This window comes from Kitasatospora sp. NPDC033851 (assembly GCF_055576085.1).
This window is the reverse complement of record NZ_JBVIRL010000001.1, coordinates 370,508-395,150: the sequence shown is the minus strand read 5'-3', so window position 1 is coordinate 395,150 and position 24,643 is coordinate 370,508. Positions and strand designations below refer to the sequence as shown.

The 24,643-nt window shown below is 72.3% G+C and carries 22 protein-coding genes; 13 read left to right on the top strand and 9 right to left on the bottom strand.

Going from position 1 to position 24,643, the window contains the following annotated elements; translation table 11 throughout:
* Nucleotides 1-2: 2 nt before the first annotated feature.
* From ACZ51D_RS01730 to ACZ51D_RS01715, 4 genes are read left to right on the top strand one after another with little or no spacing between them, the layout of a single operon-like run.
* Entirely contained in the window at nt 3-218 is a 216-nt protein-coding gene (locus ACZ51D_RS01730) for an MbtH family protein (protein WP_465660789.1), read from the top strand.
* A gap of 5 nt (nt 219-223) precedes the next feature.
* The gene (locus ACZ51D_RS01725; RefSeq protein WP_465622866.1) at nt 224-1,471 is read left to right on the top strand and encodes a cytochrome P450; all 1,248 of its coding nucleotides are present in this window, start codon (nt 224-226) and stop codon (nt 1,469-1,471) included.
* 33 nt (nt 1,472-1,504) lie between these two features.
* Nucleotides 1,505-2,248 carry an SRPBCC family protein gene (locus ACZ51D_RS01720; RefSeq protein WP_465622864.1) on the top strand — a complete coding sequence of 248 codons (744 nt, stop codon included), beginning with the start codon at nt 1,505-1,507 and terminating at the stop codon, nt 2,246-2,248.
* An 8-nt stretch (nt 2,249-2,256) separates the two neighbouring features.
* Nucleotides 2,257-2,451 (top strand): hypothetical protein, encoded by a 195-nt coding sequence (locus tag ACZ51D_RS01715; protein ID WP_360641295.1) that lies wholly within the window; start codon nt 2,257-2,259, stop codon nt 2,449-2,451.
* A gap of 616 nt (nt 2,452-3,067) precedes the next feature.
* On the opposite strand, the gene atzF is transcribed toward ACZ51D_RS01715, so the two are convergent.
* The 6 genes from atzF to rpmG form a co-directional block, all read right to left on the bottom strand.
* Nucleotides 3,068-4,816, bottom strand: a complete 1,749-nt coding sequence (gene atzF, locus ACZ51D_RS01710; protein ID WP_465660787.1) for an allophanate hydrolase — start codon at nt 4,814-4,816, stop codon at nt 3,068-3,070.
* Nucleotides 4,813-8,403 (bottom strand): urea carboxylase, encoded by a 3,591-nt coding sequence (uca, locus tag ACZ51D_RS01705; RefSeq protein ID WP_465660786.1) that lies wholly within the window; start codon nt 8,401-8,403, stop codon nt 4,813-4,815. Before uca ends, atzF begins: the two co-directional genes overlap by 4 nt.
* Nucleotides 8,404-8,478: 75 nt before the next feature.
* Nucleotides 8,479-10,125: a purine-cytosine permease family protein gene (locus ACZ51D_RS01700; protein WP_465660785.1), complete on the bottom strand. Its 1,647-nt coding sequence runs from the start codon at nt 10,123-10,125 to the stop codon at nt 8,479-8,481.
* A 145-nt stretch (nt 10,126-10,270) separates the two neighbouring features.
* The gene (locus ACZ51D_RS01695; RefSeq protein WP_465660783.1) at nt 10,271-11,005 is read right to left on the bottom strand and encodes a GntR family transcriptional regulator; all 735 of its coding nucleotides are present in this window, start codon (nt 11,003-11,005) and stop codon (nt 10,271-10,273) included.
* 283 nt (nt 11,006-11,288) lie between these two features.
* Nucleotides 11,289-11,540 carry a type B 50S ribosomal protein L31 gene (locus ACZ51D_RS01690; RefSeq protein WP_465660781.1) on the bottom strand — a complete coding sequence of 84 codons (252 nt, stop codon included), beginning with the start codon at nt 11,538-11,540 and terminating at the stop codon, nt 11,289-11,291.
* A gap of 32 nt (nt 11,541-11,572) precedes the next feature.
* Nucleotides 11,573-11,737, bottom strand: a complete 165-nt coding sequence (gene rpmG, locus ACZ51D_RS01685) for a 50S ribosomal protein L33 (protein ID WP_465660779.1) — start codon at nt 11,735-11,737, stop codon at nt 11,573-11,575.
* A gap of 155 nt (nt 11,738-11,892) precedes the next feature.
* Here rpmG and rpmB point away from each other — a divergent pair, with 155 nt between their 5' ends.
* The 8 genes from rpmB (at nt 11,893) to ACZ51D_RS01645 (ending at nt 19,519) form a co-directional block, all read left to right on the top strand.
* Complete coding sequence (gene rpmB / locus ACZ51D_RS01680) at nt 11,893-12,129, top strand: 50S ribosomal protein L28 (protein WP_360501693.1); 237 nt, start codon at nt 11,893-11,895, stop codon at nt 12,127-12,129.
* A complete protein-coding gene (gene rpsN / locus ACZ51D_RS01675) occupies nt 12,129-12,434 on the top strand; it encodes a 30S ribosomal protein S14 (RefSeq protein WP_465660777.1) in 306 nt (101 codons plus the stop codon). The genes rpmB and rpsN overlap by 1 nt, the downstream gene beginning before the upstream one ends.
* A gap of 5 nt (nt 12,435-12,439) precedes the next feature.
* Nucleotides 12,440-13,603 carry a CobW family GTP-binding protein gene (locus tag ACZ51D_RS01670; protein ID WP_465660775.1) on the top strand — a complete coding sequence of 388 codons (1,164 nt, stop codon included), beginning with the start codon at nt 12,440-12,442 and terminating at the stop codon, nt 13,601-13,603.
* Nucleotides 13,604-13,621: 18 nt separating this feature from the next.
* The gene (gene rpsR, locus ACZ51D_RS01665; RefSeq protein ID WP_465622846.1) at nt 13,622-13,864 is read left to right on the top strand and encodes a 30S ribosomal protein S18; all 243 of its coding nucleotides are present in this window, start codon (nt 13,622-13,624) and stop codon (nt 13,862-13,864) included.
* Between the two features lie 11 nt (nt 13,865-13,875).
* Nucleotides 13,876-14,040, top strand: coding sequence for a 50S ribosomal protein L32 (gene rpmF, locus ACZ51D_RS01660; protein ID WP_396530468.1), 165 nt, complete (start codon nt 13,876-13,878; stop codon nt 14,038-14,040).
* Between the two features lie 412 nt (nt 14,041-14,452).
* The gene (locus ACZ51D_RS01655; protein WP_465660773.1) at nt 14,453-16,456 is read left to right on the top strand and encodes an AAA family ATPase; all 2,004 of its coding nucleotides are present in this window, start codon (nt 14,453-14,455) and stop codon (nt 16,454-16,456) included.
* 122 nt (nt 16,457-16,578) lie between these two features.
* On the top strand, nt 16,579-18,060 hold the full coding sequence (locus ACZ51D_RS01650; protein WP_465622842.1) for an MFS transporter: 1,482 nt from the start codon (nt 16,579-16,581) through the stop codon (nt 18,058-18,060).
* Nucleotides 18,061-18,154: 94 nt separating this feature from the next.
* On the top strand, nt 18,155-19,519 hold the full coding sequence (locus ACZ51D_RS01645) for a carotenoid oxygenase family protein (protein WP_465622840.1): 1,365 nt from the start codon (nt 18,155-18,157) through the stop codon (nt 19,517-19,519).
* A 154-nt stretch (nt 19,520-19,673) separates the two neighbouring features.
* Here the strand turns inward: ACZ51D_RS01645 and ACZ51D_RS01640 are convergent, their stop codons facing one another.
* The gene (locus ACZ51D_RS01640; protein ID WP_465622838.1) at nt 19,674-20,561 is read right to left on the bottom strand and encodes an oxygenase MpaB family protein; all 888 of its coding nucleotides are present in this window, start codon (nt 20,559-20,561) and stop codon (nt 19,674-19,676) included.
* 189 nt (nt 20,562-20,750) lie between these two features.
* Nucleotides 20,751-21,944 (bottom strand): Gfo/Idh/MocA family protein, encoded by a 1,194-nt coding sequence (locus ACZ51D_RS01635; RefSeq protein ID WP_465622836.1) that lies wholly within the window; start codon nt 21,942-21,944, stop codon nt 20,751-20,753.
* 135 nt (nt 21,945-22,079) lie between these two features.
* On the opposite strand from ACZ51D_RS01635, the gene ACZ51D_RS01630 reads away from it, so the two are divergent.
* A complete protein-coding gene (locus ACZ51D_RS01630) occupies nt 22,080-22,910 on the top strand; it encodes a helix-turn-helix domain-containing protein (RefSeq protein WP_360501677.1) in 831 nt (276 codons plus the stop codon).
* 79 nt (nt 22,911-22,989) lie between these two features.
* Here ACZ51D_RS01630 and ACZ51D_RS01625 read toward each other — a convergent pair whose 3' ends face one another.
* Nucleotides 22,990-24,642, bottom strand: a complete 1,653-nt coding sequence (locus ACZ51D_RS01625; protein WP_465660771.1) for a glycoside hydrolase family 27 protein — start codon at nt 24,640-24,642, stop codon at nt 22,990-22,992.
* Between the last annotated feature and the right edge of the window lies 1 nt (nt 24,643).

Genomic DNA, 24,643 nt, shown 5'->3' with positions numbered 1-24,643 from the left:
CCATGACCAACCCCTTCGACGACCAGGACGGCACCTTCCTCGTGCTCGTCAACGACGAGAACCAGCACTCGCTGTGGCCGCAGTTCGCGGACGTCCCCGCCGGCTGGACCGTCACCCACGGACCCGACACCCAGGCCGCCTGCCTGGAGTACGTCGAGCAGGCCTGGACCGACATGCGGCCCAGGAGCCTGGCCGACGCCATGGACGCCCAGCGGTAGCCGACGTGACCACCACCGACACCAGGGACGGGGCCCGCGCCACCGCGGGCCCCGCCCGGCCCCGCGACCTCGCCGCGGACCTGCTCACCCCCGAGGCCCGACGGGACCCGTACCCGCTCTACGCCCGTATGCGGCGCGAGAGCCCGGTCCATCGCAGTGCCGAAGGCATCTGGTACCTCACCCGGTACGCCGACGTCGAGGCGGCGCTGGCCGACCTGCGGCTGTCCAACGACCGGGACCGGATGACCCGCGCCTACGTCGCGCTAGGCGGCGACCTGAAGGCCTTCAGCCGGCTCACCGACCGGCTCGGGCGGGTGATGTCCAACACCGACCCGCCGGACCACGCCAGGCTGCGCAAACTGACCAACCGCGCCTTCACCGCCCGGCGCGTCGAAGCCCTGCGCGACGGCATCCAGCGGATCGTCGACCGCCTCATCGACGAAGCCGTCGCGGCCGGGCCGACCACGGACCTGATCGAGGCCGTCGCCGCCCCGCTGCCGATGTCCGTCGTCTGCGAGCTCTTCGGCATCCCGGACGACGACCTCCCGCAGGTCAAGACCTGGTTCAGCCGCTTCGGCCGGCTGAGCGAGGACCTCGACAAGTCCGAGGAGGCGATCGGGCAGTACGAGGAGTACCTCGCCCGCCTCGTCCGGCGCCGCCGGGCCGACCCGGGCGACGACCTGATCAGCGCCCTGGTCGCCACCCAGGCGCAGGACGACCGGCTCACCGACTCCGAACTGCTCTCCACCTGCTTCGTCCTGATCACCGCCGGCGACGAGACCACCACCCACCTGATCGGCAACGGCATGCTCGCCCTGCTGCGCCACCCCGACCAACTGGCCCGGCTGCGCGCGGAACCGGGGCTGATCCGCAGCGCCGTCGAGGAACTGGCCCGTTACGACACGGTGACCCAGGCGATCGTCCGAGTCGTCGCGGAGGACCTGGAGATCGGCGGGCGCACGCTGCGCGAGGGCGAGCTGGTCTACCTGTTCCTCGCCGCGACCAACCGCGACCCCGAGCGCTTCGAGGACCCCGACCGGCTCGACCTGACCCGCCCCGCCAACCGGCACCTCAGCTTCGGCAACGGTCCGCACTTCTGCCTCGGCGGCCCGCTGGCCAAGCTCCAGGCGGAGGTGGCCGTCGGGACGCTGGTCCGCCGGCTGCCTGAACTGCGCCTGGCCGAGGGGAAACCGCTGGAATGGCGGCCCAACCCGCTGCAGCGGCGGGTGTGCGCCCTCCCGGTCACCTACTGACACCTGATGAACGACGACGAAGGAGAACCGACCATGGCCCGAGAGTTCGAGGTCCGCAAGGAACAGGACCTGCCCGCGACACCCGAACAGGTCTGGGCCGCCGTCGCCACCGGTGCCGGCAACCTGGGCTGGCTGTACCCGATGGAGATCGAGCCGCGCGTCGGCGGAAAGGTCACCCGGGCCGAGAGCACCGTCGTGGCATGGGAGCCGCCGACCCACTTCGCCGCCCGGGCGACCCTCGGCGACGAGTTCTCCAACACCCTCAGCTACCGGATCGAGTCGGCCGACGGCGGGACGAGCCACCTGCGCATGGGAATCCACTGGGTGCACGAGGGGGTCTGGGACGAGGTCTGGGACAGGAAGGCGGACGCGGCCGAGAAGCACGTCCACCTCTACCAGCACAGCCTCGCCGAGTACCTGCGGCACTTCGCCGGCCGCCCCGCCGTCTACGTCAAGGCCGGGCGCCCCGAACCCACCGCCGACCCCGCCGACTTCGCTGCCCTGCGGCGACGCCTCGGCCTCGCCGACGACGCGGCCGTCGGCGACCGGCTGTCGCTCCAGGTGCCCGGCCCGGACGGCGGTCCGGAGGAGGTGGTCGTGGACTGGCTCAGCCCCGACTTCGTCGGCCTGCGCGGCCCGGACGCGCTCTACCGCTTCTTCAACGGCAGCACCTGGAACACGCCGATCTGGCTGGCCCACCACGTGTTCGCCGAGGACGCCGACGAGCAGAAAGCCACCCAGGCGTGGAACACCTGGCTCAACGACACCCAAGCCTAGGACCCCCGATGCAAACCTCCACGGAAACACTGCTCTACGCCGCCGAACTCGTCGAGGAGAACGGCACCTACACCCTCGTCGTCCAGGACGTGAGGCGGGACACCGTCCAGACCACCCCGGTCCCCAAGGCCATGGTGGACAAGCTCCCGACCTTCCTCGCGGCACTGAGCGCCAAGCTCACACCGTCGCGCCGCCTCTGGTAGACCCTCTCGCCCCCACGAGGCCGGTGTCGTCCGGAAGCCATCGCGCCCGGGGCGGTGCCGGCCTCGCCGTCCCGGGGGCCTGCCCGTCGAAAACCCCGAGCACCGCTGCACAGCCGGCTTCGGCGAAGTGCGAGTCGGATCTTTCCGGTCGGGCGGCCGATGGAGGACATCACCGAGCCCGCGAGGACTGGATGCACGAGCGGGGATCGGAGCGGGTGGCGGACCTGCGGCTGGTCACCGACGGCCCTGCCGACGCGCCGACCTCAAGCTGCTGGGGCACCATGGAACGCCTGACCCCACCGCCGTACCCGCGCCCTGCTGGCAGCCCTGCTGCCGGCCACCTCGGCGCCGCTGCTGACCGTTCCGTCGTCGCACCGCCCGGGCCGCCGCCACGGTGGCCGCTACTGTTCTGCTCGCCACGGGCGCGACCACTCCGCCCATCGGACCACCTCCCGGCTCCAACCCACCCGGGCTCAAGCGCCCGCTCGCGGACTGACGACCACTCAGCCGTGTGCTGCCCCGGCCGTTGCCGGGCGCCCGCCTGACCGCAGCTCCCGGTCGCCCGATCGGCACCGCGCCTGTCATCACCTCCCCGGACGTTGGACAGGGTTTCGTCTCAGGTCGTGGCCAGGTAGGCGAGCCAGTCCCCGTGGTGGGTGATGTCGGTTCCCGAGGCCGCGGTGTGTGGGTCGCATTGGAAGCCCAGGACCCAGGAGCCGTCGTCGAGTCGGATGCGGCCGAGGGACATGGGGGCGGGAAGTTCGGCGAGGAAGTGGCCGAGGGCGGCCGGTGAGAGGGTCCAGCGTTCGCCGCTGATCGCGCCGCCGCTGCCGGGGCCGACGTGGATCACGCCCGGTTTGGGAGGTTCGGTGGCGAGGGCGGTCAGCCGGTAGGCGGCGGCGGTTCGTACGTCGCCGGTGTAGCGTGCGCCGAGCCTGGTGAGCTGGTGGTTGAGGGGCTGGCCGTGCCGGTGGGCACCGAAGACGGCGAGGTCGACTCCCGTGCCGGGGAGGGGACCCCGGGCCTGGCCGGCGGATTCGCCGCTCTCCTCGATGAGGCGGCCCTCGATGAGCCGGGCGGCGAGGTCGAGGCCGGTCTGGTCGTCGAAGGCTCGGGTGATGATGCTGATGCCGAAGGGGCTGCCGTCGGCCTCGCCGGCTGGAACGGCGACGGCGGCCAGGTCGAGCAGGTTGACGAAGTTGGTGTAGGTGCCGAGCCGCTTGTTGATGCCGACCGGGTCGGCTTGGACGGCGGCGATGGTGGGGTGCTCGGTGGTGGTGGGCAGGAGCAGGGCGTCGAAGCCGGCCAGCAGGCGGGCGGCGGCCGCCCTGAAGTGGTCGAGGCGTTCCTGGTCGGCGGCGAGGTCGTGGGCGGGCAGGGCGGCCGCGGCGAGGATGATGCCGGCGACGATGGGGTCTGCGGCTTCGGGGTCGCGGGCGATGAACTCGCCGACGGCGGCGTAGCGTTCGGCGACCAGGGCGCCGTCGTAGAGCAGCCGGGCGGCCTCCAGCAGCGGCGATACGTCGGTGACGACTGTTTCGGCGCCGGTTTCCCGGAGCTGTCCGGCAGCCGTGTGGAAGGCGGCTCGGGCTTCGTCGGAGAGGGGTGCGAGGTCCTCGTCGCGGGGGAGGGCGATGCGGGGCCGTTGCGGTGCTGCCAGCCGTACGGCGTCGGGCCAGGTTCGGCTGCGCGGGTCGGCGGCGTCGGGACCGATCATGACGGTCAGCGCCTGTTGGGCCTCGGTGAGGGTGCGGGCGAAGACGGTGACGGAGTCGTAGGGACGGGCGGCGGGGACGACGCCGGTGTTGGGGATCAGGCCGAGGGTGGGTTTGATGCCGATGATGTTGTTGAACGCGGCCGGTACCCGGCCCGAGCCGGCCGTGTCCGTGCCCAGTGCGAAGTCCGCGATGCCCAGGGCCACGGCGACGGCAGAGCCCGAGCTGGAGCCGCCGGAGATCTTCTCCGGGTGGCCCGCGCTGCGGACGGCTCCGTGCGGGCTGCGGGTGCCGACGAGGCCGGTCGCGAACTGGTCCATGTTCGTCTTGCCGAGCACGAGCGCGCCGGCGTCCGTCAGCCGTTGTACGGCCGTGGCCGAGACCTGCGGACGGTAGGCGTAGGCGGGGCAGGCGGCGGTGGTGGGCAGGCCGGCGACGTCGATGTTGTCCTTGACGGCGAAGAGACGACCGGCCAGTGGCAGGACTTCTCCGTCCGCGACGCGGGCGTCGACGGTGCGGGCTTCGGCCAGGACGTCCTCGTAGCGGCGCAGGGCGATCCAGATCTCGGGTCGTTCGGCCTTGTCGATGCGCTCGTAGGCGGCGGCGAGCCGCTCCTCGGCTGTCACGGGGCCGGTGGGGGACTGGTTCACGCTGCTTCCTCTCGGAGGATGACGGCCAACGGGGTGCCGGCGTCGATCTGCTGGCCGGGGGAGACGAGGACGTCGGCGACGACGCCGTCGGCCGGGGCGCGGACGACGACCTCCATCTTCATGGCCTCCAGGACGACGAGCGGCTGTCCGGCCTCGACTCGGGTACCGGGTGCGGCGGCCACCTTCCACACGCTGGAGCTGAGCGGGGCGTCGACCAGGCTGCCGCCGGGAGGCAGGGAGACGGGCCCGGCGGACGCCACGGGGGCGGCCTCGGCCCGTTCGGTGAGTTCGCCCGCTGCTTCCCACGCCTGCCGTTCGGCGGCGAAGGCCGCGGCCTGGCGGGTGCGGAAGGCGGTGATGCTGTCGGCGTTCCGGTGCAGGAAGCGTTCGTGGTCGCTGAGGGAGAACGTGCCGGGCCTGATGTCGAGTTGTCCCCGTCCGGAAGCCAGGTCGGCCCGGATGTCGAGGAGTTCGGCGGGGGAGACGGGGTGCCAGACGATCCGGTCGAAGAAGCGCAGCAGCCAGGGGATGCCGTCCGAGAAGGAACGGCCGGGGCGCAGGCCGCCCCAGATGGGGACCGTGCGGCCGATGAGCTGGTACCCGCCGGGGCTCTCCATGCCGTAGACGCAGAGGTAGGAGCCGCCGATGCCGACGCCTGCCTCGGCGGTCCAGGTGCGCGCCGGGTTGTACTTGGTGGTGACCAGGCGGTGGCGGGGGTCGAGCGGGGTGGCGGCGGGGGCGCCCAGGTAGACGTCGCCGAGGCCGAGGACGAGGTACTGGGCGTCGAAGACGATCCGGCGGACGTCGTCGACCGAGTCCAGACCGTTGACACGGCGGATGAACTCGATGTTGGACGGGTTCCAGGGGGCGTCGTCGCGCACCGAGGTGAGGTAGCGGGAGATGGCCTCGTCCACGGTCGGGTCGTCCCACGACAGGGGGAGGTGGACCTCCCGGCTGGGCACGGCCAGCTCCTCGGCGGCGGGGAGCTGGTCCTCGGCCTCCTGGAGCGCGCCGAGCAGGGTGCGCAGCGGGAGCGTGTCGGGGTCGGTGTGCAGGTGAAGGGAGCGGACGCCGGGGGTGATGTCGACGAGGCCGGCGGGGCGGTGGGCAGCGAGGTGCCGGGCCAGGGCGTGCACCCGCATCCGCAGGGCCAGGTCGAGGGTCATCGGACCGTATTCGACGAGGATGTTGTCGTCCGCGCCGCGCCGGTAGACGACCTCGGGGGTGGTGTCGGTGGCGGGCCGCCGGGCGAGAACACCGTGGTCGGGGTCCGGACCCTCGGTGGGGAGGGTGAGCAGGGCCGGTGAGCGGCGCAGGTCGTCCGCGCGGGCCTCCGTGACGGGGATGAAGCGCACGGTGTCACCGGGGCGCAGCTGGCCCGACTTCCAGCGTTCGGCGGCGACGACGGTGACCGGGCAGGCGAAGCCGCCGAGGCTGGGGCCGTCGGGGCCCAGGATCGCGGGGGTGTCCCCGGTGAGGTTGACGGCGCCGACGGAGTAAGCGGTGTCGTGGATGTTGGAGGGGTGCAGCCCGGCCTCGCCGCCGTCGGGGCGGGCCCATTCGGGCCGGGGGCCCACGAGTCGTACGCCGGTGCGGGCGGACTGGGCGGAGACCTTCCACTCGGCCGAGTACATCGTTTCCAGGCCGCGCGGGGTGAGGAAGTCGGGGGCGGGGTGCGGGCCCTCGCTGACCGCGATCCGCCAGTGGGTGGTGAAGTGCGGGCGGTCGGTGGACGGTACGGAGGTCGGTGCCGGCGATCCGGGGGCGGGTGCGAGGGGACGGAGGACGTCGCCGGTGCGCAGGGCGCGTCCGGCGTGGCCGCCGAAGCCGCCGAGGGTGAAGGTGGCGGTGCTGCCGAGGTAGGCGGGCAGGTCGAGGCCACCGCGGACGAGGACGTAGGTGCGCATGCCCGGGCCCTTGGGGGTGCCGATCTCCAGCAGGGCTCCGGCGGGCAGGTCGAAGGGCTTCCACTGGGCGGCGGGTGTGCCGTCGACCGTGACGTGGGCCGGGGCGCCGGTGACGCAGACGACCGCCGGACGCGAGAAGCGCAGGGCCGGACCCTCCAGGGTGCACTCCAGGCCGGGGGCACCCTCGGGGTTGCCGACGGCGGTGTTGCCCAGGCGGAAGGAGAGGTCGTCCATCGGGCCGCTGGGCGGGATGCCGACCTCCCAGTAGCCGGTGCGGCCGGGCCAGTCCTGGACGGTGGTCAGGGTGCCGCCGCGTACGACGTCGATGCGGGGGCGCGGGTCGGTGACGGAGGTGAGGGTGCTCGTGGTGTGCCGGGCGGCCGTGACCTCTTCCGTGCGGCAGGCGGCGCGCAGGAGGCCGAGGTTGGTCTCGACGCCGTCGATCCGGGTCTCTTCCAGCGCCTCGGCCAGTTTGGCGAGCGCCTCGTCGCGGTCGCGGCCGGTGGCGATGATCTTGGCGAGCATCGGGTCGTAGGCGGTGGAGATCTCCTGGCCGGTCTCGGCCCAGCCGTCCACCCTTACGCCGCTGGGGAGTTGGACGCGGGTAAGCAGGCCGGCGCTCGGGCGGTGGTCCTGGCCCGGGTCCTCGGCGTAGACGCGCGCCTCGACGGCGTGCCCGCGCGTGGGCGGGCCGTCGGGGCCGATGCCGTCGAGGACGTCCTGGTCGCCGCGGGCCAGGCGCAGCATCCAGCTGACCAGGTCGACGCCGGTGATCTCCTCGGTGACCGGGTGCTCGACCTGAAGGCGGGTGTTGACCTCCAGGAAAGCGGCTTCCTCGCGTTCGGCGTCGTAGACGAACTCCACGGTGCCGGCGGAGCGGTAGCCGACCGTCTCGCACAGCTCCCGCGCGCTGCGGTGCAGTTCCTCGCGCAGCGCGGGTGGGAGGCCGGGGGCGGGGGCCTCCTCCAGGACCTTCTGGTGACGGCGCTGGAGGGAGCAGTCCCGGTCGCCGAGGCTGACGACCCGGCCGGTGCCGTCGCCGAAGACCTGCACCTCGACATGTCGGGCGCGGGAGACGTACCGCTCCAGGAAGACCCCGCCATCGCCGAAGTTGCCCCGGGCGAGTCTGGTGACCTGGGCGTACGCCGAGCGCAGTTCTTCCGGACCGGTGCAGGCCCGCATGCCGATGCCGCCTCCGCCGCCGGTCGCTTTGAGCATCACCGGGTACCCGATGTCCTCGGCGGCTCGCAGGGCCTCGGCCAGGTCCGGAAGGAGCCCGGTACCGGCCAGCAGAGGGACCCCGGCTGCCTCGGCCGCGGCGCGGGCGGTGTGCTTGGCGCCGAAGACCTCCAGTTGGCGGGGCGTCGGGCCGACGAAGGCCAGGCCCGCCGCCTCCACGTCGGCGGCGAACGCGGCGTTCTCGGAGAGGAAGCCGTACCCGGGATGGATCGCCCCGGCGCCCGTCTCGCGGGCGGCGGCCAGGACCAGGTCCGCTCGCAGATAGCTCTCGGCGGCCGGCGCCGGGCCCAGGCGTACCGCTGTGTCGGCCATCCGCACGTGCGGTGCGGCGCGGTCCGCGTCGGAGTACACCGCCACGGTCCGCAGGCCGAGTGCGGACGCCGAGCGGATGATGCGGCAGGCTATCTCGCCGCGGTTGGCGACCAGAAGGGTGTCGAACACGATGTCAGCTCCTCAGAAGGCGGGCCGTGCCGCGGGAACTCGGCGAGGCTTCCCGCGGCACCGGCGACGAAGGGGTCATGCGGCGGGCAGGACGTGGTCGCCGACCTTGTCGGTGCTCAGGCACAGGGAGCAGATCGCCGCGTCGTGGGTGGCGCAGGCGGCCAGATCGGGTCGTTCGTAGGGCTGGCGGCAGACGTGGCAGTCGAGGGTGACCGCGCTGGGGTTGCCGTCGGTGTCCAGAAGCGGCTCGTCGATGCCGTCGTCGGTGCGGCGCAGGTAGTACTTGCCCTTGGTGACGACGGCCATCAGGGGCGTGAGGACGAAGGCGATGACGGCGGCGGCGACGGGGGAGTAGGGCTGGAGGGTGTCGCCGAGCGCGTGGAAGTACATGCCGATGGACAGGCCCGAGGCCGCGACGAAGGCGACCACGCCGACCGGGTTGACCGCGTGCAGCATGCCCCGGCGGAACTCCGGCTGGAGCGGGGAGATCTTGAGCAGGTACTTGTTGATGCCGATGTCGGTGGCCACGGTGACGACCCAGGCGATGGCGCAGTTCGAGTAGAAGCCCAGGATGCTGTTGAGGAAGCTGAACATGTCGGCTTCCATCAGGGCGAGCGCGAAGCCGAGGTTGACCAGGACGAAGACCATGCGGCCCGGGTAGTGCCTGGTGACGCGGGTGAAGGAGTTCGTCCAGGCGAGGGAGCCGGAGTAGGCGTTCGTCACATTGATCTTGATCTGGCTGATGACGACCAGGGCGAGGGCGAGCGGGACCACCATCCAGGACGGCATCATCACGTCGAACGCGGCGCGGAACTGCTGGATCGGCTCGGTCGCGACGGACGGTCCGACCTTGGCGAGGATGTAGACGGCGAGGAAGACGCCGATGGCCTGCTTCAGCGCGCCGAGCACGACCCAGCCCGGGCCGGCCATGACCACGGCGGTCCACCACGTGCGCTTGTTGGCCTCGGTCTTGGGCGGCATGAAGCGCAGGTAGTCGATCTGCTCGCCGATCTGCGCGATGAGGGACAGGCACACGCCCGCGCCGAGCAGCACCGACGCGGTGTTGATGCCGCCGCCGTCGCCGTCCGTACCGGCGTAGCCGAGGAAGCGGTCGACCGTGCCGGGGTCCTGGGCGATCAGGTAGACGAGCGGGGCGACCATCAGCAGCAGCCAGACCGGGGTGGTCCACACCTGGAGCTTGCTGAGCGCCTTCATGCCGTAGATCACCAGGGGGAACACGATCAGCGTGGAGACCAGGTAGCCCAGCCACAGGGGGAGTTGGAGGCCCAGCTTCAGCCCCTGGGCCATGATCGAGCCTTCGAGGGCGAAGAAGATGAAGGTGAAGCTGGCGAAGATGACGCTGGTGAGGACCGAGCCGTAGTAGCCGAAGCCGGAGCCGCGGGTGATGAGGTCGAGGTCGATGTTGTAGCGGGCGCCGTAGTAGGCGAGGGGGATGCCGGTGACGAAGATGACCACGGCCGCGACGGCGATCGCAACCAGCGCGTTGCCGGTGCCGTGGGCGAGGCCGATGCCGGCGCCGATCGAGAAGTCGGCCATGTAGGCGATGCCGCCGAGTGCCGTGGTGGCCACGACCATGGGGGTCCAGCGACGGTAGCTGCGGGGCGCGAAACGGAGGGTGTAGTCCTCCAGCGTCTCCTTGGTCGCCTGGCTCGTCGGGGAGTGCGGTGTTGTCACCGGCTGCGGTGACTCGGTGGCGGTCATGGCATGCCCTTCGGGGGTGCGGGCCGGTGGGGGAGGGAGGGAAGGAGAGCGGTGGGCACCTCGGATGGCGTCGTCGACAGCCGGGGAATCGGGGCCGGGCGTTGCCCGCGGCGTTACCCGCGGGTTCGGGAGCGGCCGGCCTGCTTCAGAGACGGTCGGCGTGCAGGGCCATCTGCGTCATCGCGCGCTGGGCGCGTTGCAGCACCACGGACATCGAGTCGCCGACGTGGGCGTGCAGGGCCCGGTAGCCCTCGTCGAGCCGTCCGTCCCGGACGAACTCCATGATCTCGATGTGTTCCGTGATGGTCGTCTCCACCCGGTCCTGGGTGAGGAAGTCGTACATACGGACGCTGCGGATGCGCTCGCTGACCGTCACGAGGGCGTCGGTCAGCGCGGGATTGCCCGCAGCGCGGGAGAGTTCCGCATGGAAGCGCTCGTCCTGGACGACGAAGCGCGGGTCACGCTCGGGTGGGTTCTCGCGCAGGGCGTACCAGCGTTCCAACTCGGCCGCGATGACAGCCGGGTCGTGCCGGACCGAGGGGTCCTCGATCACCCGGGCGATGCCGCGCAGTTCCAGGGTGACCCGGAGTTCGTAGAAGTCCTTCAGCTGGGTCAGGTTGGGGATCGTGACGTAGAAGCCGCCGTCACCACGCTCGATCAGACCGTCCGCCAGCAGCCTTGCCAATGCCTCGCGTACGGGGGTCCGCGACACCCCGAACCGTACGGCCAGCCGCGTCTCGGCCAGCCGCTCGCGCGGGCCGAACTCGCCGTCCAGCACGGCCGTGCGCAACTGCGCGTAGGCCGCCTCGCGGAGTGAGGGCGGGGGCACCGGACCCGGATCCAGCACCGTGTCCGGCTGCGTATACAGCTTCGAATCCATGAGTGGATACGCTAGAAACCGCTTGTTTCCCGGAGGGTCCACACGTCGTGAACGCATCGTTTCCAAGATCTCACCGCGGGCCGCAGGTGGATTGCTCCGAGGCTGCGAGAACTCGCGGAGGCGGGGTGGGGTGGGGCTGCCGCCGGCCGATTCGGAATGCCGGCATCGACCAGCCCTGAGGAACGAGCCGAGGGGCTGACGCGCTGCCGCGTCAGCCCCTCGCCCCTGACGGTGGTGGTCTGCGTCGGGGCTTCACAACTGCCTTCCTCGGCGAGTCGTCCGATCAGCCCTGGGTCGTGCCGTAGCGGCGTCGGAAGCGTTCGACCCGGCCGGCGGTGTCCAGTACGCGGGTCTGGCCGGTGTAGAAGGGGTGGCTGGCGGAGGAGATCTCGACGTCGATGACGGGGTAGGTGTTGCCGTCCTCCCATTCGACGGTCTGGGTGCTGGTGGCGGTGGAGCGGGTGAGGAAGGAGAGACCGCCGACCTTGTCGCGGAAGACGACAGGGCGGTACTCGGGGTGGATTCCGGGCTTCATGGGCGTAGTCCTCCGTGGTGGTGTGGGCGTGGTCAGCGCTCTTCGCGGAAGTCGACGTGCCGCTTGGCGACGGGGTCGTACTTGCGCAGGACGAGGCGGTCGGGGTCGTTCCGGTGGTTCTTGCGGGTGACGTACGTGTAGCCGGTGCCGGCGGTGGAGCGGAGCTTGATGATCGGGCGCAGTTCGTTGCGGGCCATGGATGTCCCCTCGGTCGGTGTGGTGGTGGCCCCACTATAGCGAAATGAAATCCATTTTCATCTGGCGTAGTGTGGGGCGGGCATCCCGGGGCTGCACGCCGGTCCCGGGGCGTGACCTTTTGCCTGCCCGCACGATGAGCATCGGAGCCGTCACCATGTCCGCTCACTGCCAACTGACCGGCCGCGAGCCGTCCTTCGGCAACGCGATCTCGCACTCGCACCGGCGAACCCGCCGCCGCTTCGACCCCAACATCCAGCGCAAGCGTTACTGGCTGCCCAGCGAGGGCCGGCACGTCCGTCTCACGCTCAGCGCCAAGGGCCTGAAGACCGTCGACGTGATCGGTATCGAGGCCGCCGTCGCCCGCATCCGCGCCCGAGGGGGGAAAGTCTGATGGCCAAACAGAGCAAGATCGCCAAGAACGAGCAGCGGCGTGCGGTCGTTGCCCGGTACGCCGAGCGCCGCGCCGAGTTGAAGCGCACCATCGCCCACCCGGCCGCCACCGCCGAGGAACGCGCCGCCGCCCAGCGGGAGCTGGGCCGCCAGCCGCGCGACGCCAGCGCCACCCGGATCCGCAACCGCGACGCCGTGGACGGCCGCCCCCGCGGCTACCAGCGCGCCTTCGGCCTCTCCCGGATCAACCTGCGCACCATGGCCCACGCCGGACAGCTGCCGGGCGTGCGCAAGTCGAGCTGGTGAGCGCCGTGCCCGAACACCTCAGGCTCCCCGTCGTGGTGGTGGCAGGCCTGCACCGCGCCGAACGCCGCCGTGCCGTCCAGGAGTTGCTGGACGGCAGCGTCAACGGCGTCGTCCTCCACCACGACCTACGCGACGCCTCGCGTCGTACGGTCCACCGTGAACTCCGTGACGCCTCCGGCACTATCGCGACGGCGGACGTCCCGCTGAGCAACGACTGCGCCTGCTGCGCGCTGCGCGAGGACCTGCTGCCCGAGCTGCTGAGCGTGGCCGAGGACGGGCAGCACGGGCTGGCAGTCGTGGAGCTGTGGGGCGGCAGCGACCCGCACCCGGCGGTCGAGGTGATCGCGGGCGGCGAGGTGGACGGCCAGTCGGCGGAGGAGTTCATCGAACTGGCGGGCGTGGTGGTCGCGGTCGACCCGGACCGGCTGCTCGGCGAACTCTCCGTCCCCGACGACCTGGCCGAGCACGGCGAGCACACGTCGCCGGACGACACCCGCACTCGGGCCGAGGCGCTAGCCCACCAGATCGAGTACGCCACGACCATCGCGGTCGCCCGTGGTGGCGAGACCGGCCTCGCGATGCTGCGCCAGCTGCACCCGACCGCCCGGCGGGTGCTGCTCGGCACCGGTGAACTGCTGCGTGCCGCGCTCGGCGGCTTCGACGTGGCAGCCGCCCGCGACCGCGTGAACCCGGCGCTTGCCCTGCTGCCGCAGCAGGCCGATGACGCGGGCGTGGCAACCCTGGTCTGGGAGCGCCGCCGCCCGCTGCACCCGGGCCGGCTGTACGAGGCGCTGGAGCTGCTCGTCCCGGCCGCCCAGCGCAGCCGTGGACGGTTCTGGCTGGCCAACCGGCCTGGGTCGATGCTGGCCTGGGACGCCGCCGGTGCGAACCTCGCGGTCGAGGAGTGCGGTCCGTGGCTGGCCGGACTTCCCGACGCCGCCTGGGAGTTCTACCCGCCGGCCCGCAGGGCCGCCGCCGCCCTCGACTGGCATCCCGCGCACGGCGACCGCGTCCAGCAACTCGTCTTCATCGCCGAGGGCTTGGACGTCGACGGGATCACCGAACTGCTCGACTCCTGCCTGCTCACCGACGCCGAACTGATGGCGGGGGAGACCGGCTGGAGGGCCCTGCCCGACGCCTTCGAGGACCTGCTCGAACCCGTGTCCTGACCAGAGAGAAGACTCGTAATGGCCAAGCGCCCCACCGGCGGACGTCCGGCCCGTCCACGTCCCAGCCCGCTGTTCGAGGCGGGCATCACCTACATCGACTACAAGGACACCAACCTGCTGCGCAGGTTCGTCTCCGACCGCGGCAAGATCCGCAGCCGCCGGGTCACCCGGCTGACCGTCCAGCAGCAGCGGGCGATGGCCCGGGCGATCAAGAGCGCCCGAGAGACGGCCCTGCTGCCCTACGCCTCCACCACCCGATAGGAGCAGGTCCCATGGCCGTACCCAAGCGCAAGACGTCCCGCAGCAACACCCGCCACCGCCGGTCGCAGTGGAAGGCTGCGGCCCCGCAGCTCGTCCCGATCGCCATCGAGGGCCGTGAACACCTGGTGCCGCGCAACCTGGTCAAGGCTTACGAGCGAGGGCTGCTGAAGCCGTGAGAGCAGGAGGAGCCGCAGTGCGAGCACTGCGGCTCCTCCTGGAGGCGGTGATGGCGACGCCGGGGTGTTGAAGTTGCTGGTGTCGGAGCTCGGGAGGCGGTACCGCAGCGGGTTGTTGCTGTCGCGGCACTGCCATGACGTGACTGACGGGTCGCCGGGCCGCTCAGGGTGTCGTTCGCAGCCCTTACTCCGCCGGCGGGCGGCTCGCAGGTGGGCGCAGTCAAGGAGGCCGCCGGTCGGACAGTTCTGCCTGACCGCCCTTCAGGGCACCGGCGTCGCCGATCCGAGCTTCCCGAACGCGGCCGCCGGCCCCCTCGGGCGGGCGCCGTGCGGCACGAGCCGCAACAGTGCAAGTCCTACGATTGCGCCGGGTGGGTGGCGTGAAGCCAGTCAGACAGCGAGGGGAACCGACGTGGCGTCAGTGCGGGAGCGGCTCAGCCGGGAGCGGAAGCGGGCCTTCATCGGCCGCGAGGAGGAACTCCGGCGGTTCGAGGAGGCGTTGGCCGGGGACGGGCAGGCGCCGTTCGCGTTCTACGTTCACGGGCCCGGGGGGATCGGCAAGTCGGCACTGCTGCGCTGCCTGGCGGACCGGGCGGGGGCCGCCGGGCGGGGATTGCTGGAGATGGACGGACGCTTCGTCAGCCGGGATCCGGCCGACTTCGAGCGGGCGGCCGCGTCCTTCCTGGAGGTCCCCGGGACGGTGCTGTTCGTGGACACCTTCGAGGACTGCCAGTGGCTGGAGAGCTGGCTGTGGCAGCAGTTCCTGCCCCGGGCCGCGGACGACGCGCTGGTCGTGCTGGCCGGCCGGCTCGCTCCGCAGCCGCAGTGGGCCGCCGACCCGGCCTGGCAGGGGCTGCTGAGCGTCCGTGAGCTGGGGCCGTTCACCGAGGAGCAGGCGCGCAGCCTGCTGGCCGCGGCGGAGGTCCGGCCCGAGGTGCGGGAGCGGGTGATCGGGTTCGCCAGCGGCAACCCGTTGGCGCTGGCGCTGGCCGCGGCCACCGGAACGGTCGGGTGGGACCGGGCAGAGGCCTGGGAGCCCTCGGCCGACCTGCTGCGGACCCTGCTGAGCGGCCTGATCGGGGACGTGCCGACGGCGGCGCACCGCCGGGCGCTGGAAGTGGTGGCCCAGGCGCACTCGACCTCGGAGGAGCTGCTCGCGGCGGTGCTGCCCGAGGAGGACACCCACCTGCTGTTCGGCTGGCTGCGCGAGCTGCCGTTCATGGAGGCCACGCCGCAGGGCCTCTACCCGCACGACGCGGCCCGCGAGACGCTCGCCGCCGACCTGCGCTGGCGGGCGCCCAACGCGTTCGTGGCGATCCGTCAGCGCCTGGCGGAGGAGTACCTGCGCCAGCTGCGGGAGGCGCCGGAGGAGGCGGTGCGCGGCGTCACCAACGAGCTCTTCTACATGTTCCGGGGCATCAAGGCCGATTCGCCGCGGCTGCACTCGTGGTCGCGCGAGGACGAGGTGCACGAGCGCGCGCTGCAGCCCGGCGACATCGACGCCGTGCTGCGGATGGCCGAGGTGACCGAGGGCGCGGCCTCGGCGGAGCTGGTCCGGTACTGGATCGAGCGCCAGCCGCAGGCCTTCGCCGTCTACCGGCTGGTCGGCTCCGGTGTGCCGGTCGCGTTCACGGCCCGGTTGGTGCTGGCGGCGCCGCCGGACCCGGTGGACCTGGCCACCGATCCCGTGGTCGCGGCCGCCTGGGAGTACACCCAGGCGGGAAACGCGGTGCGGCCCGGTGAGCACATCGGGATGACCCGGTTCTCGGTCTACCCGGAGCGGTACCAGATCCCCTCGCGGGTCATCGACCTGAGCAACTCCCGCTCGCACGCCGAGGCCGCCCGGGCCCGTGGCCGCGCGCACGGCTTCGTCGTCTACCAGGACGCCGAAGCCTGGGCCGAGCGGTTCCGGGGCATCATGCACGACACCGGTGCCCGGCCCCGGGTCGGTGACCACAGCTACGGGCTGTTCTGCGTGGACTGGCGCCAGGTGCCGGTGGAGACCTGGCTGCGCCACCTGATCTCGGCCACCGACGTGCCGGCCCCGTCCGGGCCGTCGGGCTTCTCGCGGTCCGCGTTCGACCAGGCCGTGCGCGAGGCCCTCGCGCACTGGCGCGACCCGGCCGCCTTCGCGGTCGGCGTGCTGACCCGCACCCGCCTCACCGCCGACTTCACCGACCCCGCCGGTGAGCTGCGCGCGCTGCTGCGCCAGGCCGTCGACGAGCTTGCCGCCGACCCGCGAGGGGTGCGTGCCCGCGAGGCCCTGACGGCCGGCTACTTCTCCGGCGCGCCGACCCAGGAGGCGGCGGCCCGCCGCCTCGGCCTGCCGTACGGAACCTACCGGCGCCACCTGCGCCAGGGCCTGGACCTGCTGTGCGAGGCCCTGTGGCAGCAGGAGTTGCACGGGGCCCGCTGACCGACGTCCCGCCCGGGCCCGCACCGGGCCCGGGCGGAGTGGACAGCTGCGGACAGCAGTGGACAGTCCCCGCCCCGTCCGGGCCTGGAGAGTGGACAGCGATCCGCCCGAGGCTGTGCGTCATGAACCTCCAGCGCACCCAGCCGGGTCCACTCCGGCCCGCCGCCCGGCCCGCCGCCGTCCTCACGGTGCTCGCCGCAGCCCAGTTCACGGTCATGCTCGCCACCTCGGTCGTCAACGTGGCGCTGCCGCAGATCCGTGCCGGAGTCGGCCTGTCGGACTCCGGCACCACCTGGGTGGTCAACGCCTACGGGCTGGCCTTCGGGGCGCTGCTGCCGGCGGGCGGCCGGGCCGGGGACCTGCTCGGCCGCCGCCGGGTACTGACCGTGGGCCTGGCGCTGTTCGCGGCCGCCTCGCTGGCCGCCGGCGCGGCGTCCGCCCCCGGGGTGCTGATCGCGGCCCGGGTGGCCCAGGGTCTGGGCGCCGCCGCCATCGCCCCGGCCGCGCTGGCCCTGGCCGTGGACCTGTACCCACCGGGTCCCGGGCGCGGCCGGGTGCTCGCGGTGTGGGGCGCGGTCTCCGGCGCGGGCGGGGCGGGCGGCGTCCTGCTGGGCGGAGCCCTGACCCAGCTCTGGGGCTGGCCCTGGATCTTCGGCACGGTCGGGCTCGGAGCGGCGCTGGTGCTGCTCGCCGTACCGGCCCTGGGCCCGCACCAGCCCGGCCGTGCGGCCGGCCGGTTCGACCTGCTGGGCACCACCACCGTCACCCTCGCCCTGGCCTGCCTGGTCTGGGGGCTGACCACCGCGCGCGGCACCGGCTGGACCGACGGCCGGGTGCTCGGCGCCCTCGGCGCGGCCGTCGTCCTGGCCGCGGCCTTCGCCGCCGTCGAGCGCCGCCGGCCGAACGCGCTGATCCCGCCGCGGCTGCTGCGCACCGGCCGGGTGGCGGCGGGGAACCTGCTGATGGCCCTGCTGGGGTCGGTGTGGATCGCCCTGTTCTTCTTCCTGCCGCTCTACCAGCAGCAGGTGCTCGGCTCCGGCCCGCTGGCCACCGGGGCCGGCCAACTCCCGCTCGCCGCGGCCAACATGCTCGGGTCCGGCCTCGCCCCGCGGCTGGCCCGCCGGATCGGCGCCACCGCGACCGTGACGCTGGCGCTGCTCACCGAGGCGGCCGGTCTGCTGTGGCTGGCCGGGATCCGGGCCGACGGGAGCTACCTGGCCGACGTCCTGGGCCCGAGCGTGCTCGTCGGCCTCGGTCTGAGCGTCGCCTTCGTCCAGCTGACCTCGTTCGCCGTGGAGGGCCTGCCGGCACAGGACGCGGGCCTGGCCGGTGGGCTGGTGAACACCACCCGCCAGGTCGGCGGCGCGATCGGCCTGGCCGCGCTGGCCACCCTGGCCGGCTCGGTCACCGCCCATGCCCACGGGCCGCACGCGGTGGCGCTGACCGCCGGCTACCGGGCCGCCTTCGCCGCCTCGGCCGCCGTGCTGGCCGCGACCGCCCTGCTCGCGGCAGTACTCGGCCGGTGCACCCGCCAACGGGCCGGTGACACCGCCACCCGGCCGGCCGCCGACCGGCGGACCGGACGGGCCGTCCGGGCCACCTGAGCCCCCGACCACCCACTGAGCCCCGGCTCCCCGCCCCTCCTGCTCGCTCCGTCACATCCCCGCACCGCCACACCGACCGGAAGGCATTCCTGACATGACCGCCGACAAGCCCTACCTGACCGGCCACTTCACCCCCGTCGCGGAGGAGGCCACCGCCTTCGGACTGACCGTGGAGGGCACCCTGCCCCCGGAGCTGACCGGCCGGCTGCTGCGCAACGGTCACAACCCGAAGCCCGGTGTCACCCCCACCCACTGGTTCAAGGGCAGCGGCATGGTGCACGGCATCCAGCTGCGGGAGGGCCGGGCCGAGTGGTACCGCAACCGCTGGGTGCACACCCCGGCCCTCGACGGCGCGCCCTACATGACCGACCGAGGCCCCGACCTGACCGCCAGCGCCGCCGGCACCCACGTGATCGAGCACGCCGGCCGACTGCTCGCGCTCTGCGAGGCGAACCTGCCCTTCGAACTCACCCGCGAGCTGGAGACGGTCGGCGCCTTCGACTTCGGCGGCAAGCTGCGCACCGCGATGACCGCGCACCCCAAGGAGGACCCGGTGACGGGCGAGCTGCACTTCTTCGGGTCCTCGCCGTTCCCGCCGTACCTGGTGCACTACGTCGCCGACGCCAAGGGCGAGATCGTGCACAGCGCCGAGGTCCCCGGGGCGAGCGCCGCGCTCAAGCACGACTTCGCCATCACCCGCCACCACGTGGTCTTCATCGAGGGCAACGTCACCTTCGACCCCGCCGAGCACTCGGGTATCCCCTACGGGTGGAGCGACACCCAGCCCGCCCGGATCGGCGTGATGCCGCGCGGCGGCGACGGGGCCCGGCAGGTCCGCTGGTTCTCCATCGAACCGGGCAACGTGCTGCACGTCGCCAACGCCTACGAGGACGGCCGGGGCCGGATCGTGCTGGAGGGCCCGACCGTGGACCGCGAGGGCTTCGACCTCTCCTGGAACTGGTGGACCGGGCGGCCCGGGCGCGGCACCGAGCCGGTCGCCCGCTCCTACTCCCGCCGCTGGCTGGTCGACCTGGCCGCCGGCACCGTCGACGAGCAGATCATCGACGACCTGCCGGTGGAGTTCCCGACCCTCAACGAGGAGTTCCTGGGCGCCGAGAACCGCTACCAGTACGCCGTCTCCTTCCCCGACGAGAAGGGCTTCGGCAGCTACGGCGTGGTCAAGTACGACCGCACCACCGGTGCCCGGCGCATCCACCAGGTCGGCGACGCCCGGATGCCCAGCGAGGCGGTCTACGTCCCCGCCGCCGGGGCCACCCGGGAGGACGACGGCTACCTGCTCACCGTGGTCTCCGACCTCAAGCAGGACGCCTCGCAGCTACTGGTGCTCGACGCGGGCAGCCTGGACCGGATCGCCACCGTGCACCTGCCGCACCGAGTGGGCGCCGGACTGCACGGCTCCTGGATCCCCGACGGCCCGCAGGACGGTGCGGTCGACTGACCCTGCGAGCGCCGTAGGGCAGGCAGCCTGGGGCGGGTAGCGAAAGAGGGCGGGGGCCGGCGTCACGTCGGCCCCCGCCCTCTTTGAGCCTGACGCCGAACACTGCTGTTCGGGCCCCGCCGTTCCCGGGGCCGGGCCGGGCCGGCGGGAGGCGTCATGACGGCTGCTCGCGCAGTCGTCGGGCGGAGGGCACGGCCGTCCTCCCGAGCCGCTCGACGGCCTGGCTGAGATAGGGGGCGGGGAAGTCGAGCCGCTTGCGCGCGGGAAGCAGCGAGGCCGTCGAACGGGCGGTGCGAAGGGTGGCGGCTGCCACGGTGGCGGGCAGGCCCCGGCGTCCGTACAGCTCGTGAGCCCAGGCCGGCAGCAGCGTGTACCCGAGTTGGGAGGCCGCCGTCCACAGTGGTCGCAGCGGCCGCCATCGTCCGGGCAGTGGCGGCCGGTTGACGAAGCGGTGGATCAGCAGGGCCTCGGGGGAAGCGGCCAGGACCGGCCGGATGCCGGTCAGGTAGTCCTCCAGTTCGCCGACCGAGCCGGGGGCGTCACCGGCCGCCAGCCCGACCAGGGCCGCGACGTGACGCTGCTCGTCCACGTAGCGGTCCGCCTGCGGGCTCGTCAGCCGCATGCCGCCGTGCCGCACGGCGTGCAGGTTCGATCTGACCAGTGCGCAGTGCACCCAGAGCAGCAGGTCGGGGGCGTCCAGCCGGTACTGCGCGCCGCTGTGCGGATCGTGGATGCGCAGGCGCTCGTGCACGGCGCGCACCCGGGCGCCGGCCTGCTCGGCCTGTGCCCGGCTGCCCCAGGTGGTCGCCACGATGAACGAACCCGTCCCCACCAGGCGGCCGAAGGGATCGTCCTCGAACGAGGAGTTCTGGGCTATGCCGAGAGCCGCGATCGGGTGCAGCGCCTGCAGGTGGAGGGCGCTGATCCCGCCGATCCACATCGCCGGGTCGGCGTGCAGGTGCCAGGTCACCGAGGACGGGCCGAACAGGCCCGCTTCGGCCCGCTGCCGATCGCCGGGGCAGGGGAAGGTGTCGCTGCTCATACGGATGCCTTACCGGGTCCACGGGTCAGCCCGGTTCGTGGTCCGGCACCGGGCGGGGCCGCACGGGCGGCGGCCCCGTGAGCGGCACCGCGCACTCGGAGCAGCACGGCCGGCCGGTTCCCGGCATCAGTATCTCCCTTCCGTCGGACTGTCAGATGGTCTGTGACCGGACGGTGCAGTCGAGCGGTGTCACGCGGACCGGGGACCGTCTCCGTGGTCGGGAATGGGCAGGCGCGCTCCGGCTCGGAGGGCGGATTGGTGGGCGATGATGCCGGGGAGGGTGTAGCGGGCGGCGGTCCACGCGTGCAGCGGTGGAGGCGTTCGGGTCGTGACCGCGGTGGCGAAGTCGTCGGCGAGGAAGTGGTGACTGCCCTCGTGGCCGTTGGGTGCGTGGGCGAACTCGCGCGGGAGGCGGGAGCGATCGTGCACCGGCGCGGTGCCGGAGGCGAAGGCGCCGCGTAGTTCCGGGGCGAGGTGGGCGAGTGCCGGGTCGTCCGGTGCGAGGGTGGGTGCGGGGTCCAGGTGCGCGGTGACGTCGTGCTCGCCCTTCTTGTCCTGCCACAGGCTGATCGAGCCGAGCTGTTCGAAGACCGCTTCTGTGCCGAAGTAGCGGAAGCGCGACTCCTTGCCGATGTATCCGACCCTGCGGAACTCGTTCGTGCGGAAGCTTCCGCCGCCCGCGGCTTCGAACAGTGCGGTCGCGTTGGAGAAGTCGTTGTCGAACTGGCTGATCTCGCGGTCGAACACGCCGTCGCCGCGCTCGTCCGGAACGCCGATCGCCGAGACGCTGACGGCGTGGGTCTGCCAGGCGCCGAGGACGCCGCCGATCGAGTGGGTGGGGTAGAGCAGCGGCGGGTAGCTGGCGGTGGCCTTCCAGTTCGCACCGCCGCTGTACTTGTAGGCGTCGTAGAAGCCCCAGTCCATGTCGTGGACGTAGTCGCCCTCCGCGTAGAAGATCCGGCCGAACGCTCCCGAGGCGATCCGGGCGCGCGCGTAGACGGTCGCCGGGTGGTAGTAGCTCGTCTCGCCCATCATGTAGATCCGGCCGGACTGCTCGACCGCGGCGATGATGTCCGCGATCTCGGCCTCGGTCACGGCCATGGGGACCGCGCTGTAGACGTCCTTGCCCGCGCGCAGTGCCTGGACCGCGAGTGGGCCGTGTGTCCAGCGCTGGGTGAAGAGTGCGATGGCGTCGAGATCGGAGTCGAGCATGTCCTCGAACGAGGGGAGCGTGCCGGCGAGGTCGTATTCGGCGACGAGATGCTCGGCGCGCTCCGGGAGGAGGTCGGTGACCTTGATGTCACCGACGTTCGGGTGCAGGCGCCAGAGTTTGGCGAACGAGCCGGCGAACTGGCCGGCGCCGACGATGCCGAGTGAGAACACGTGAGATCTCCATCAGGAACGCAGGGGTGGGCGTGCGGTGTCGCCGGATGCACGGCGGTGCGAGCATCGGCGCTGCTCTACGACGATAGGATCCGAGCAACTGCGATGTCTGCACCGTTTCGAAGTGAGAACTTCTTGGATCCTCAGGGTGCCCTGGTCGACGAACCGTCGCACCTGCGCGGCTGGTCCGGACGCCCGCTGCTGATGTCGGCAGCGCACCGGCACGACGACCTCGAGATCAACTTCGTGGCCGGCGGCGGGCCGATGCTCTACCTCTACGGCGGCGAACTCCTCGAAGTGGCGGCGGGTGGCCTCGCCGTGTTCTGGGCCGCGATCCCGCACCAGCTGGTGGCGAGCCGGGCGACCAGCGTCCACTGGCTGCACGTGCCCTTCGACCGGTTCCTGGCCTGGGGGCTGCCGCAGTCGCTCCTCGCCCGGGTGCTCTCGGGCGTGCCGGTGATCGCTCCCCCGGCCCGTGCCGATGAGAGCGACCCGGCGAAGTTCACCCAGTGGGCCGCGGATCTGGCCGCGGGCGACGACGAACTGCACCGCATCGCGATGCTGGAGATCCAGGCGCGCGTGCGGCGCCTGGCGCTCGCCGCGGGCGGTGACCCGGTACACCGCTACGCGGGTGACGATCCGGCTCTGCGCCAGGCGGTGTCCATGGCGCGCCACATCGCCCGCCACTTCCGCGAGCCGATCACTGTCGGGGACGTCGCCGCGGCGGTGAACGTCCACCCGACCTACGCCATGACCCAGTTCCGCAAGGTCGTGCGCACCACGATCGGCGAGTACGTGAAGCTGTACCGGCTCGCCGAAGCGCGCCGGTTGCTGCTGACCACCGACCTCCCCGCGAGCCAGGTGGCCGCAGCCGCCGGCTTCGGCTCGGTCAGCCGTTTCTACCGGGTCTTCACCGACGAGTGCGGAACCACCCCGGCGCGGTTCCGGCGCGGGCGAGGAATCTGACACTGCCTCACCCGGCTCCACCGCCGCCGGGGCGCCCCGTCAGGGCGCCGGTTCCTCGACGAACCGGCAGGGGAACGGGCTACGGGAGCGTCGTCCACTTCTGGTTGTTCTGACCGGTACAGGTCCACAGGATCACAGGCGTCCCGTTGACGGTTCCGGCGTGGTCGGCGTCCAGGCACAGCCCGGCGTGGACGTTGCGGATCGACCCGTCGGTCTGCACGGTCCACTTCTGGTTGTCCTGACCGTTGCAGGGCCAGATGACGACCTTCGTGCCGTCGGTGGTGCCCTGGTTGGAGGCGTCCAGGCACTTGTCGCCGTAGACGCGGATCTCGCCGCCGGCCCACGTGGTCCACAGTTGGTTGGCGGCGGTGTGGCAGTCCCAGATCAGCGCCGTCGTCCCGGCCGTCGTGGCGGCGCGGTCCACGTCCAGGCAGCGGCCGGACCCGGTTCCGCGCAGGCGGGCGGTGGTGGAGGCCAGCGGGCTGCCGCCGGTCATCTTGAACACGGCGACACCGTGCGCCGGGACGCTCGCCGAGATCTGGCCGGACGTGCTCGACGTGTCGCCGGTCCACAGGTCGGTGAGGGTGAACGGCCCTCCGGTGAGGCCGACCTGCGCGGCCGTGGCGGTGACGGTCGCGGTGCCGGTGCCCCGGTTGAACAGGCCCACGGCGACCGAACCGTCGGACAGGGGTTTGGCGAAGACCTCGAGGTCGCCGTCGTCGCGCACCCGGCGGCCGCCCGCGCCGAGCGCGTCCTGATCCACCGCCAGCAGGCGGGGGTTGCGAAGGATCGCGCTCACGTCGCCGGACATGGTCCGGATGTCGTTGCCCGCTATGAGGGGCGCCGAGAGCAGCGACCAGAGGGCGAAGTGGGAACGGGACTCGGTCAGCGACAGACCGGGGCGGCCGACCACGAGCATGTCGGCGTCGTTCCAGTGGCCAGGGCCCGACTGAGCGGCCAGCGGCGCGTCGATGTCAAGGACGTTGCCCACGCCCATCGGGTAGTTGTTGGTGTTGCCGTTCTGCCAGATGTCCAGCAGGTCCTCGGTCGTCCGCCACAGGTCCGCGACCTGACCCCAGTTGTACGAGGAGCCGGTGATGGCGTGCAGGCTGTTGGGGTTGATGCTGTAGACGATGGGACGGCCGGTGGCGCGGAGGGCGTCGCGCATGAGCGTGAACTGTGCGACCTGCTCATCCAACGTGCCACTGGAGGAGCACCAGTCGTACTTGAGGTAGTCCACGCCCCACGAGGCGAACGTGGTGGCGTCCTGGGCCTCGTGGCCCTTGCTGCCGGTGGAGCCGGAGTAGGAACCCACGGCCTGTGCGCACGTGCGCTCGTTGGGCGCCTCGTAGAGGCCGAACTTCAGGCCCTTGCTGTGGATGTAGTCCCCGAGCGCCTTCATGCCGCTGGGGAACTTGGTCGGGCCGGCCCGGAGGTTGCCCGCGCCGTCACGCTGCGGGTCGAACCAGCAGTCGTCGACGACGACGTACTGGTAGCCGGCGGCCTTCATGCCGGAGGACGCCATTGCGTCGGCGGCCTGGCGGATCTGTGACTCGTTGACACCGCACCCGAAGCTGTTCCAGCTGTTCCAGCCCAGCGGCGGGGTGAGCGCAGGGCTGCCCGGTGCGGCCTGGGCGGTCGCGCCGGTGGATGCGGTGACGCACGCGGTGAGCATCAGTGCGGTGGTTGCGAGAAGACGCAGCCGCCGCCCGTGGGACCGTAGGGAGAACATG